The organism is Streptomyces zingiberis (assembly GCF_012034935.1).
Classification (GTDB): Bacteria; Actinomycetota; Actinomycetes; order Streptomycetales; family Streptomycetaceae; genus Streptomyces; species Streptomyces zingiberis.
Window position 1 is genome coordinate 229,468 of sequence record NZ_JAATEN010000004.1, and the last position, 12,144, is coordinate 241,611.

Genomic DNA, 12,144 nt, shown 5'->3' on the forward strand with positions numbered 1-12,144 from the left:
CGAAATCCCTGCGTTTACGTTTACCGCTGCCTCGCCGCACGCCTGGCGGGGAATCCGCCTCCGGAACGCCGAATCCTGCCGCCGGAGGGGGACCACCACGAGCCACCACGGCAGGAGCGGGGGACCCACAGGTAAGACGCCGGCCCGGGCGCGCCACAGCGCACGGTACGGCTCGGGGTGAAGACGCGCGCGGCGGCAGGGCCGACCGCGCATCCGCGTCCGGGCAACTCCAGCCCGAACCCGACAGCTCACCTCGCAGGCGTAGGAGAGGAACCCACCCCTATGTCTCGTGGACGTCATCGTCGCACTCGCACCAACCGTCTTTCCGTCGCCGCGCTCGCCGTCACCACCGGTGGCGCGGGACTCGTCCTCCCCCTGATCGCCGCCACCGGTGCCTCCGCGGCCCCGGTCTCCACCTGGGACAAGGTCGCCCAGTGCGAGAGCTCCGGCGACTGGAACATCAACAACGGCAACGGCTTCTACGGCGGCCTGCAGTTCACCCAGTCCACCTGGGAGGCCTACGGCGGCACGCAGTACGCCCAGCGCGCCGACCTCGCCACCAAGGACCAGCAGATCGCCATAGCCGAGAAGGTCCTGGAAGGCCAGGGCCCCGGTGCCTGGCCGGTGTGCTCCGGCAAGGCCGGCCTCACCCGCGGCGGCGAGAAGCCCGCCGTCGACACCGGCGCCCGCCAGCAGGGCCAGGCCGGTCCCGAGGCCGCGAAGGGCGAGTCCGGGGCCGCGAAGCCCGGGAAGCCCGAGGAGAAGCCCGCGAAGCCGGCGGGCGACTCCGCCGAGAAGGGTTCCCGCTACACCGTCGTGAGCGGTGACACCCTCTCCAAGATTGCCCGCGAGCACGGCGTCGACGGTGGCTGGCAGCGCATCTACGAGGGCAACCGCCAGGTCATAGGCGAGAACCCGGACCTGATCCTGCCGGGCCAGAAGTACGCGCTGGACGCCGGCAAGCCGGCGCAGCCGGACGCGGCCAAGGCCGAGAAGCCCGCCAAGGCCGAGAAGGCCGAGAAGCCGGCCGAGCCCGCGGCCGAGAAGCAGGCCGAGCCGAAGCCGGTCGCCGAGGCGGCCCAGGCCGCCACCGCCACCACGGGCTTCACCGCGCCGGTCGACGCCGCCCCGAGCACCGCCTACCGGGCCGCCGGGGGCAGCTGGTCCAGTGGCTACCACACCGGCGTCGACTTCTCCGTGGCCAGTGGCACCCAGGTGAAGGCGATCGGCTCCGGCACGGTGGTCTCCGCCGGCTGGGCGGGCGCCTACGGCAACGAGGTCGTCATCCGGCACGAGGACGGGCGCTACAGCCAGTACGCCCACCTGTCCTCGCTGTCCGTCTCCGCCGGGCAGGCCGTCCAGGGCGGCACGCAGATCGGCCTCTCCGGTTCCACCGGCAACAGCACCGGCCCGCACCTGCACTTCGAGGTCCGGACCGGCCCCTCCTACGGCTCCGACATCGACCCGCTGGCCTACCTGCGCGGCCAGGGCGTCACCATCTGACCGGAACCGGCCGCGGCCGAGCGCCGCACCGCGCACCGCGCACATGACGGAGGTGCCCGTCCCCGCCTTCCGGGGGCGGGCACCTCCGTTCTCCCGCCCGCGAACCCCGACGTCCCTCCCGGCGTGTGGCGGGTACGCCGCCGGGTGAACGCCGGGCCCCGAAATTCGATCTTGAGGTTCCCCCGGCGTTTCACGGATCACTCTTCTTCCCCCGCCCACCGCTTTTCCAAGATTCATTTCGGGGGGAATCCGCCGGCGCGCCCTCCCGGGTTTCCCCGGATTCCGCGAAGCGGTTGTGAGGCGGAATACGCCCGCCTATCTTGGGCACGGCCCGCGAACTCCCTTGCGCGGCCGCCGAGTCAGGCCCCTGCGCAGGAGAGGACCCAGCCGATGCCCCCCACCCGCGGACGGCACCGCCGGCCCCAGCCCAGCCGTATCTCCCAGGCTTCCCTGACCGTCACCGCCGGCGGGGCGGGCATCGCGCTCCCGCTGGTCGCCGCCGCGGACGCCTCCGCCGCCCCGGCCGGGACCTGGGAGCGGGTCGCCGCGTGCGAGAGCGGGAACGACTGGGACATCAACACGGGCAACGGCTACTACGGCGGCCTCCAGTTCTCCCAGTCCACCTGGGAGGCCTTCGGCGGGACGCGGTACGCGCCCCGCGCCGACCTCGCCACCCGGGACCAGCAGGTGGCGGTCGCCGAGAAGGTCCTCGCCGAACAGGGCCCCCGGGCCTGGCCCACCTGCTCGCAGCGGGCGGGCCTCACCCGGGGTGGGGACGGGGCCTCCGCCTCTGCCTCCGCCGGCGGAAAGGCGGAGGCCGCGACGGCCCGGCCGGTGCGGTCGTCCCCGCCGGCCCCGGCGCCCGGTGACGGGGCGGAGGAGCGCGCCGACCGCCAGGAGGGCAGGGCAGGGAAGCCCTCGGACGCCTCCGCGACCCGGTCCCCGGGCAAGCGCCTCACGGACTCCTACCGGGTGGTCAGCGGCGACAGCCTCTACGGCATCGCCGGAGCCCAGGACGTCGACGGCGGCTGGCAGCAGCTGTACGAGGCCAACCGCGAGGTGATCGGTGAGGACCCCGACCTGATCCTCCCGGGCCAGCGGCTCGCCCTGGACGGCGAGCGCCCGGCGGCCCCGGAGCGGCGGGCGGCGGAGAACGCCGGCAACGGCAAGGCCGCCGGGAAGACCGAGAAGGCCGAGAAGGCCGAGAAGAAGGCCGAGAAGGCCGAGAAGAAAGCCGAGAAGGCTGAGAAGAAGGCCGGGAAGAAGGCGGCCAAGGCCGAGAAGGCCGAGAAGGCCGGCGGGAAGAAGAAGGCGGAGACACCTGACCGGAGCGGCGGCGGCGAGGAGCGGGCGGGCACGTCCGGCTCCACCGCCTTCTCCGCGCCCGTGCCCGGGGTCGCGCCGAGCACCGCCTACCGGGCCTCCGGCGCGAGCTGGTCCAGCGGCCACCACACCGGGGTCGACTTCCCCGTTGCCACCGGTACGTCGGTCAAGGCGGTGGCCGCCGGCGAGGTCGTCTCGGCCGGCTGGGCGGGGGCCTACGGCTACCAGGTGGTGGTGCGGCACGCGGACGGCCGCTACAGCCAGTACGCCCACCTCTCCCAGCTCTCCGTCCGCGCGGGGCAGCAGGTCGGCGCCGGGAGCCAGCTGGGCCGTTCCGGTTCCACCGGCAACAGCACCGGTCCGCATCTGCACTTCGAGGTCCGGACCGGCCCGGGCTACGGCTCCGACATCGATCCGCTGGCCTATCTGCGGAACAAGGGCGTCAGCGTCTGACCGTCCGGCCTCCGGCCACCGGACGGTGACCGGCACGGGAACGGCTCCTCCGCCGCGCGCGGACATCCGGGGTCCGCCCGGAGCCCACGGCGGCGGACCCCGGGCGGACGGTGCCGCTAACCGAGGGCCGGAGTCGTCCAGTCCCGCCATTGGGCGAGGTTCCCGGCCTTCCTGCCGGAGATGCGGAAGACGCCGCCGGCATTCCCGGTGTTCAGCAGGAATTTCTGGATGTTCTGCTGTAGCGGGCCGCGCCATTCGTTCCGGGTGGCGCAGTGATTGCCGTCCTGGACGTCGGACCAGTAGGTGATGTGGGATCCGGCGCCGAGCGCCGTGTAGACCTCGGCGCCGCCGAGTGCCGCGACGCTGCCGGATGTGGCGCCGAGCCAGTCGATGTGCGGGTTGTCCATGATGAACAGGCCCCTCGGCGCCACCATGGCCACGATCTGGTGGGTGTCCACGGGCAGGCCGGCCGGGTTGCCCGTGAAGGAGCCGAAGGCGTCACCCAGCCAGGGCTGTTCACCGTAGGCGCTGCTGAGCGGTTGCGCGCCGTTCTCGGTGGCGATCGAGCGGAACGCGCCGACCCCTCCGCTGCCCGACTCGATCGGCATGGTCAGCGCGATGCGCTGGTCGAACGCCCCGGCCACGAACGCGCCCTTGCCGTACCGCGAGCAGCCCGTGACGCCGGTCGCGTCCGCCGTGAGGACGGAACCGCCGGACTGTTCGATGACATCGATGATCCGGCTCACGCCCCAGGCCCAGGCCATCAGCAGCCCCGTGGCGTTCTGGGAGCCGTAGAGGCTGTAGTAGGCGCCCTGCTTGTTGTTCCGGGGTGTGCCCTCCCGGCCGACCGCGAGGGGGTCGTAACTGATGACGGCGGCACCGGAGTTGCGGATGGTGGTGGTGTCAGCGCCGAACCCGCCGTAGACGACGACGGCCGGGAAGGGGCCGTTCCCGCTGGGCAGCTGGACGCTCGCGGAGAAACTCGCGGACCGGCCCTGGTCGCTGACGGCGACGGTGATGTTCGTCCGGGAGACGGACCCGGAGACGCTCGCGGGCTTCGCGCGTTTCTCGCCGTAGACGTGACGCTCCGCGAGTGTCCGGATCTCCGCCCGCCGGCAGCGCCAGTCGGACCTGCTGGTGATCCGGGTGCCGTCCGTCCTGGTGAAGGGGTCGGGAAGCCGGGTGGTGGACGGCGGGTTGCCGGGGCCCGGCGCCGGGCAGTCCGTGCCGTCGTCCTCGACGGCGGCGGCCGCGGGCCTCGCGGCGGACTGGGAATGGAGGGCGGGTGCCGCCAGTCCCGCGACGGCCAGGAAGATCGTGGCCGCGCGGAGCCAGGGGCGGGTAGGGGCTGAGCGCATGGTGGGGACCTCCGTCGGGAGGCGGGCAGCCGGTGGCGGTGTTCTCCGGCCGTGCGGCATGAGTCGTCCGTCCGCCGGTGCCTGCTCCGGTCGATGGGACGTGCACCGGACCACGACGTGGTGAGAAGCTGCCCCCGGGCCCCTGTCGTGACCCGAACACCCGCACGGTACAAGCCCGTTGGTGCGCGCGCCAGGCCGCCTCGGGCGCGCCGGGGCCGGTGGCTCCCGCCGCCCCCGGGCACGGGCCGGACGGTGAACGACATGATCCCCGGTACCCGACCTACGAGAACCGGCTCTGGATACCGGCGGTCACACCACCACGGCGCGCTGCCACTCGGCCAGCCCCGGCAGCAGCCGCTCCGGGAGGACGGGCAGCTCACGGACGCGGATGCCGGTCGCGTGGTACACGGCGGAGGTGATCGCGGCCGCCGTGCCGACGATGCCGATCTCCCCGATGCCCTTGGCGCCCATCGGGTTGAGCCGGGAGTCCTCCTCGGGGAGCCAGTACGCCTGGACGTCCACCACGTCCGCGCAGCCCGCCACGTGGTAGGCCGCCAGGTCCTGCTCGGTGAAGTCGCCGAACTCCGGGTCCAGGGCGCTGTGTTCCGTCAGCCCCATGCCCAGCCCCATGATCATGCCCCCGACGAACTGGGAACGCGCCGTGCGCGGGTTGAGGATCCGGCCGGTGGCGAACACCCCCAGCAGCCGCCGTACCCGGGTGGCGCCGGTGTCCATGTCGACGGCCACCTCGGCGAACTGGGCGCCGAAGGCGCGCCGCGCCCATGCATCGGAGACCGCCGCGATCTCCTCGGTGGTGTCGGCGCGGACCGTCAGTCCCGCTTCCGGCGGCGCGCCGCCGTGCTCGGCGAGCGCGTACAGCAGTTCGCGGCACGCCTGGTGCACCGCCCAGCCCCAGGAGGCGGTCCCGGTGGAGCCGCCCGCCACCGGCGCCGGGGGCAGGTCGCTGGCACCGATCTCGACGCGTACCCGGTCCAGCGGCGCGCCCAGCGCGTCGGCGGCGATCTGCGTCAGCACCGTACGGGCCCCGGTGCCGATGTCCGCGGCGGCGATCCGCACCCGGTAGCCGCCCCCCGGGGCGGCGTGCGCCTCGGCGACCGCCGGCTGGGCGAGCGCCGGATGGGTGGAGGACGCCACCCCCGTGCCGATCAGCAGCCGCCCCTCGGTACGGGTTCCCGGCCGGGGGTCGCGGCCCCACCAGCCGAACCGGTCGGCGCCCGAGCGCAGGCAGTCCGCCAGCCGGCGGCTGCTGTACGGCAGGCCCGAGTCCGGTTCCTCGGCGGTGTCGTTGCGCAGCCGCAGCTCCACCGGGTCCAGCTCGCAGGCGACGGCCAGTTCGTCCAGCGCCGATTCCAGGGCGAAGGCGCCGGGGCAGCCGCCGGGCGCCCGCATCCAGGACGGGGTGGCCACGTCGAGCCGTGTCACCCGGTGCGTCGTCCGGCTGTTCGGGACGGCGTAGAGATGGCGGCCCGGTGTGGCGGCCTGCTCGGTGTACTCCGCGACCGTGGAGCTGTAGGTGGTCACGGCGTGCTCCAGGGAGGTGAGGCGGCCCTCGCCGTCCGCGCCGAGACGCACCCGGTGCGCGGTGAACGGCCGGTGCCCGGTGAGCGACGGCAGCAGCATGCGGGGGAGGGCCAGGGTGACGGGGCGGCCGGTCTCGCGCGCCGCCAGCGCGGCCAGCACCACGTGCGGGCGCGGCGTGCCCTTGCTGCCGAAGCCGCCCCCGACGTGCTCGGAGACGACGGTGACCGACTCCTCGGCGAGGCCGAAGAGCGTGGCGAGGGTGCGGCCCACCACCGTCGTGCCCTGGCTCGAGTCGTACACCCGCAGCCGTCCGCCGCTCCAGCGGGCCGTGGCGGCGTGCGGCTCCAGCGGATGGTTGTGCAGCGGCGGGACGAGGTACTCCGCCTCCACCCGGAACCGCGCCTCCTCGTACGCCCGGTCCGGGTCGCCGTGGATCCGGTCCGTCGCCTCGCCGGCGTTGGCGGTGTCCGGCGCGTAGAGACCGGGGTGGTCGGGGCGGAACGCGGCGTCGTGCGGTTCGGCCTCGTACACCACGCGCACCGCGGCGGCGGCCGCGCGCGCGGCCTCCAGGGTCTCCGCGACGGCCAGCGCCACGCACTGCCCGCGGTGCGCCACCCGCGGTGACTGGAGGACGAGCAGCGTGGCGTCGTCCGCGTCGGTGAGCCGGGGCGCGTTCTCGTGGCTGAGGACCGCCACCACCCCCGGCCCGGCCAGCGCGGGCCCGGGGTCCACGGAGAGGATCCGGCCCCGGGCGATCGTGGCGGGCACCGGCCAGGCGTAGGCGCGGTCCTCCAGGGGCACCTCGGCGGCGTGGTCCGCGGCGTAGCGGGCGGCGCCGGTGACCTTCTCCCGGCCCTCCAGCCGGATCACCGGCTCGCCGAGGGCCCCGGCGTGCCGGGCGCCCCCGCCGGCGCCGGGGGGTGGCCCGCCGCCGGGGGAGCAGTCGGGGGCGGGTCTCCGGGCGGGGCCGGACTCGGGGTCGGTCATGGCTCCTCCGGGGGCCGTTCACCGGCGCCGGGGGACCGGCCGGCGAGTTCCAGCAGGGTCCGCACCGTCAGCGCGCGCAGCAACGGCACCTTGAACGCGTTGTCCCGCAGCGGTTCCGCGGGGGCCAGCTCCGTGTCGACGGCGCGCGCGAACGCCTCGGCGGTGGCGGGCGACCCCAGCAGCCGGTCCTCCGCGGCCCGCGCCCGCCAGGGGCGGGCGGCCACCCCGCCGAACGCCAGCCGCACCCGGCGGACGAACCCCCGGTCCACCTCCAGCGCCGCGGCGACGGACACCAGCGCGAAGGAGAACGCCGCCCGGTCCCGCGCCGAGCGGAACACCGAGCCGGCTGCCTCCGGCACCGGCCCCAGCTCCACATGGGTGATCAGGTCGCCGTGGTCCAGGACGGTGTCCCGCTCGGGCCGGTCGCCGGGCAGCCGGTGCAGGGCGGTGAGCGGCACGGTCCGGGTGCCCTCCGGGCCCCGCACCCGCACCGCGGCGTCCAGCGCCGTCAGCGCCACCGCCAGGTCGCCCGGGTGCGTCGCCACGCAGTGCGGCGAGGCGCCCAGCACCGCGAGATGGCGGTGCGCGCCCTCCCGCGCCGGGCAGCCGGTGCCCGGTTCCCGCTTGTTGCAGGGCTTGCCCGGGTCCTGGAAGTAGGGGCAGCGGGTGCGCTGGAGCAGATTGCCGCCCACCGTCGCCGCGTTGCGCAGCTGGCCCGAGGCCCCGGCCAGCAGCGCCTGCGCGATCGCCGGACAGCGGTCGAGCACCGCCGGGTGGGCGGCCAGTTCGGCGCCCCGCACGGCGGCACCGATCAGCAGTCCGCCGCCGGGGAGGTCCTCCACCGCCGTGTGCGGCAGCGCCGTGACGTCGACGAGCAGCTCCGGGCGCTCCACGCCCAGTTTCATCAGGTCCACGAGATTGGTGCCGCCGCCCAGGTAGCGGGCGCCGGGGGAGGAGGCCAGCGTGGCCACCGCGGCCTCGGCCCCGGTGGCGCGCTGGTAGCGGAACGGCCTCACCAGGCACCGCCCTCGCGGTCGCCGGGAGCGGTGCCGGTGTGCGCCACGTCGGCGACGGCGCGGACGATGCCGGGGTAGGCGCCGCAGCGGCAGAGGTTGCCGCTCATCCGCTCGCGGATCTCCTCGTCGGACGCCACGACCGGCAATCCGGGCGGATGGCCCTCACCGGTGACCGCCGACGGCCGGCCCGCGGCCAGCTCGCGCAGCGCGCCGGCGGCCGAACAGAGCTGCCCGGGGGTGCAGTATCCGCACTGGAAGGCGTCCCGCTCCAGGAAGGCCGACTGCAAGGGGTGGAGCCCGCCGTCCCCGGCCAGCCCCTCCACGGTGGTGATCTCCGCGCCGTCACAGGCCACGGCGAGCAGCAGGCAGGAGTTCATCCGCACCCCGTCGACGAGCACGGTGCACGCCCCGCACTGACCGTGGTCGCAGCCCTTCTTGGCCCCCGTCAGCCCCAGCTGTTCCCGCACCGTGTCCAGCACGGTGGCGCGGGTGTCGAGCCGCAGCTCGTGAGGGGCCCCGTTGACGCGGAGGGCGGCGGTGGCGGTGTGTACGGGTGCGGTCATGGCGGGCGTCTCCCGGTCCCGGCTGGACGGACAGAGTGTCGTTAACCCGTGCCGCCCGGGATCAAACGGACGCCGCCCCCGGTCACCCGGCGGGCGGGCGCCGGGTGCGGGTCCACTCCACGAGCCCGTCCGCCGTCCAGGTGGTGACGGTCCGCGCCGCCTCCACCCCGCACTCCTCCGCCCGGGCGCAGCCGTAGGGCTGCCAGTCGAGCTGGCCGGGGGCGTGCGCGTCGGTGTCGACGGAGAACAGCGTCCCCGCGGCCACCGCCTCCCGCAGCAGCGCGCGCGGCGGGTCCAGCCGCTCCGGCCGGCAGTTGACCTCCACCGCGGTGCCGGACTCCGCGCAGGCCGCGAAGACCTCCGCGGCGTCGAACCGCGAGGGCGGGCGGCCCCGGCCGGACAGCAGCCTCCCCGTGCAGTGACCGAGCACGTCCACCAGCGGGTCGCGCACCGCGCGGACCAGGCGCCGGGTCATCGCCCGCTCCTCCATCCCGAGCTTGGAGTGGACGGAGGCGACCACCACGTCCAGCCGGTCCAGCAGCTCCGGCTCCTGGTCCAGCGAACCGTCCGGGAGGATGTCCACCTCGATGCCGGTGAGCAGCCGGAACGGCGCCACCCGGGCGTTGATCTCGGCGACCGTCTCCAGCTGCTCGCGCAGCCGCTCCGCCGACAGGCCGCGGGCGACGGTGAGCCGCGGCGAGTGGTCGGTGAGCACCGCCCACTCGTGGCCCAGCGCCGCCGCCGTCAGCGCCATCTCCTCGATGGGGCTGCCGCCGTCCGACCAGTCCGAGTGGAGATGGCAGTCACCGCGCAGCGCCGCGCGCAGCGCCTCACCGCCCTCGGCGAGGGGTACCGCGGCCTGCGCCTCCAGCCGCCCCAGATAGCCGGGCACCTCACCGTCCAGTGCCTGCCGCACGACCTGCGCGGTCTTCGGCCCGATCCCCTTCACCGACTCCAGCGAGCCGTCCGCCGCGCGCCGCGCCACCTCCTCCGGCTCCAGCGCCGCGACGGTGGCCGAGGCCGTGCGGAAGGCGCGCACCCGGTAGGTGGGCGCCTGCGCGCGCTCCAGCAGAAAGGCGATCCGGTCCAGCGCCGCCACCGGTTCCATGTGCCGTGCTCCTTCCGTGCCGTGCCGTGCCGTGGTGTGGCTTGCTTGCCGTGTGGCTTTGCGCCCGCGCCGAGCCGTGCGGCGCGCCCTCGTCCGCCGGCCGCACGTCCCCACCGGCGCCCGGCCGCCGCCCCGGTGAGCGGCCGCCCGCCGTCCCCGTCCCGTCCACCGTCGCGCACCCGGCGCCGCCGCGCGCGCCGGGGATTGCCCGGCCGCGCCCGGGGCACACGCTGTTCCGCCCATGACGCGCGCGGAGGAAGCGCGGTGACGAACGGACCGGACGGCAGGGACATGGCCAGCGGCAGCGAGAAGCGGAAGACGGCCCTCGTGGTCGTCGACATGGTGAACACCTACGACCACAAGGACGCCGAGCAGCTGATCCCCTCGGTGCGGGAGGCGCTCCCCGCGATGAGCCGCCTGATCGGGCGCGCCCGCGAGGAGGGTGTCGACGTCATCTACGTCAACGACAACTTCGGCCGCTGGCGCTCGCACCGGGGGGAACTCCTGGACCTGGCGATGGCCGGGGAGCACCGGGACCTGGTGGAGTCCGTCCGCCCCGACGACGACTCACTGTTCGTGCTGAAGGCACGGCACTCGATCTTCTACGAGACCCCGCTGGAGTATCTGCTCTCGCAGTACGGCGTGGGCCGGATCGTGCTCTGCGGCCAGGTCACCGAGCAGTGCATCCTCTACTCCGCGCTCGACGCCCACATCCGCCACCTGACCGTGGCCGTCCCGCGGGACGCCGTCGCCCACATCCACGCCGACCTCGCCGACGCGGCGCTGCGGATGATGGAGCGCAACATGGGAGCGGAGGTCTGCGCGGCGGACGCGGTCGGTTTCTGAACCGGCGGGCCGCGGAACCCGGCCGCCCGGCCCCGCGCGCCGTGTCCCGCCCCGTGGGGGACCGCCGCCCGGTTCACCCCGCCGGCCGGGGAGGACGGGTGGCGCGACGACGGCGGGGTTGACGCGGGCGCGCGGGAGGCCCACATTCGTGGGGGTCCGCGGTGGAGCGCTCCCACGCGGGCGGCCCGCCGCTGTCCCCCTTCCCGGTTCCGGGTTCCGGTTTCCTGCGGTACGGAGGTCACGGCGGCCGCCGGCCCGGGCGCGCCGACGGCGGAGCCACCTCTTCCTCGCCCCCACCAGCGGAGGACGGCCCCATGCCGACACGTCACCCCCTGTCCCGCCGGGCGCTGGTCACGGCCGCCGCGGCCGGAGCCGCCGCGGCCGTCGCCGCCCCCGCCCGGGCCTCCGCCCCGCGGCCGCGCTTCCACACGGTGGGCCGGGTGCGGGAGAGCGCCGACGGGACCGTGCGGTACAGCTGGCCGGGGATCTCCTTCGAGGGCCGGTTCCGCGGTACGGGCGTCGGCCTCGTCCTGGACGACGCGGTCAACGACTACGACGTCCGGATCGACGGAGCGCTCGCCGCCACCCTGGTGACCCCGGGCCGTACCGTCTCCCGGATCGGCGGCCTGCCCGACGCCGAGCACACCGTGCGCCTGGTCAAGCGGACCGAGAGCGCCTGGGCCGAGGGCCGTTTCGGTGGTTTCGTGCCGGCGCCCGGGGGCGCGGTCCTCGCCCCGCCCGCACCGCGGCGCCGCCAGATCGAGTTCATCGGTGACTCCTACACCGCCGGCTACGGCAACGTCTCCGGTACCCGTGACTGCTCGGGCAACGGCGGGGTCGACCGCAACAGCAACGCCGACCTCACCTTCGGCGCCCTCACCGCCCGCGCCCACGGCGCCGACCACCAGCTCAACGCCTACTCCGGGCTCGGCATGGTCCGCAACTACGCCGGCGGGCGCCCCGAGGCCGACTTCCGCACCTTCTACGGGCGCGCCCTGCTCCACGTCGACGGCGACGTCTGGCGGCCCCCGCCCACCTGGCGGCCCCAGGTCGTGGTGGTCGGCCTGGGCATCAACGACTTCTCCACCCCGCTCGGGCCCGGCGAACGCTGGTCCACCGCGGACGCCCTGGCCGCCGACTACGAGACCGCCTACCACGGCTTCCTCGACCTGCTGCGCGCCCGGTACGGCTCGGAGACGTTCCTCGTGGTGAGCGCCACCCCCGCCGGGGACGGCGCCCTCTTCGCGCAGGTCACCCGGAGCGTGGTCGAGCGGCGCGCCCTCCAGGGCGACCGGCGCGTCAGCCACTGGTACTACGACGACCCGGCACTGGACCGTCTCGGCTGCGACTGGCACCCGTCCACGGCCGATCACCGGATCATCTCCGGCCATCTCGACGCCCACCTGGCCGGGCTGCCGCTGGGCTGGTGATCCGCGCGGTCCCTC

Annotated in this window: 9 protein-coding genes; 4 read left to right on the plus strand and 5 right to left on the minus strand. The window is 75.1% G+C overall.

All coding sequences use genetic code 11. The annotated features are described in order from the left end of the window. The first annotated feature begins 282 nt into the window (after positions 1-282). Together HCK00_RS06985 and HCK00_RS06990 are read left to right on the plus strand one after the other, a co-directional pair. A complete protein-coding gene (locus HCK00_RS06985; protein WP_168100894.1) occupies positions 283-1,503 on the plus strand; it encodes a transglycosylase family protein in 1,221 nt (406 codons plus the stop codon). 390 nt (positions 1,504-1,893) lie between these two features. After that, the gene (locus tag HCK00_RS06990; protein ID WP_168100895.1) at positions 1,894-3,279 is read left to right on the plus strand and encodes a transglycosylase family protein; all 1,386 of its coding nucleotides are present in this window, start codon (positions 1,894-1,896) and stop codon (positions 3,277-3,279) included. A 116-nt stretch (positions 3,280-3,395) separates the two neighbouring features. Here the strand turns inward: HCK00_RS06990 and HCK00_RS06995 are convergent, their stop codons facing one another. The 5 genes from HCK00_RS06995 to HCK00_RS07015 all read right to left on the minus strand — a co-directional run bounded on the left by HCK00_RS06995 (position 3,396) and on the right by HCK00_RS07015 (position 9,853). After that, positions 3,396-4,637: a glucuronyl esterase domain-containing protein gene (locus tag HCK00_RS06995; RefSeq protein WP_168100896.1), complete on the minus strand. Its 1,242-nt coding sequence runs from the start codon at positions 4,635-4,637 to the stop codon at positions 3,396-3,398. Between the two features lie 309 nt (positions 4,638-4,946). Then, entirely contained in the window at positions 4,947-7,166 is a 2,220-nt protein-coding gene (locus HCK00_RS07000) for a xanthine dehydrogenase family protein molybdopterin-binding subunit (RefSeq protein WP_168100897.1), read from the minus strand. Continuing rightward, positions 7,163-8,182 carry an FAD binding domain-containing protein gene (locus HCK00_RS07005; RefSeq protein WP_168100898.1) on the minus strand — a complete coding sequence of 340 codons (1,020 nt, stop codon included), beginning with the start codon at positions 8,180-8,182 and terminating at the stop codon, positions 7,163-7,165. Before HCK00_RS07005 ends, HCK00_RS07000 begins: the two co-directional genes overlap by 4 nt. Further along, positions 8,179-8,745, minus strand: a complete 567-nt coding sequence (locus tag HCK00_RS07010; RefSeq protein ID WP_168100899.1) for a (2Fe-2S)-binding protein — start codon at positions 8,743-8,745, stop codon at positions 8,179-8,181. Before HCK00_RS07010 ends, HCK00_RS07005 begins: the two co-directional genes overlap by 4 nt. 82 nt (positions 8,746-8,827) lie before the next feature. Continuing rightward, positions 8,828-9,853, minus strand: a complete 1,026-nt coding sequence (locus tag HCK00_RS07015) for a PHP domain-containing protein (protein ID WP_168100900.1) — start codon at positions 9,851-9,853, stop codon at positions 8,828-8,830. Between the two features lie 291 nt (positions 9,854-10,144). On the opposite strand from HCK00_RS07015, the gene HCK00_RS07020 reads away from it, so the two are divergent. Beyond that, complete coding sequence (locus tag HCK00_RS07020) at positions 10,145-10,699, plus strand: cysteine hydrolase family protein (RefSeq protein ID WP_168101051.1); 555 nt, start codon at positions 10,145-10,147, stop codon at positions 10,697-10,699. 314 nt (positions 10,700-11,013) lie between these two features. Further along, positions 11,014-12,129, plus strand: coding sequence for an SGNH/GDSL hydrolase family protein (locus HCK00_RS07025; protein ID WP_206320024.1), 1,116 nt, complete (start codon positions 11,014-11,016; stop codon positions 12,127-12,129). The last annotated feature ends 15 nt before the right edge of the window (positions 12,130-12,144 follow it).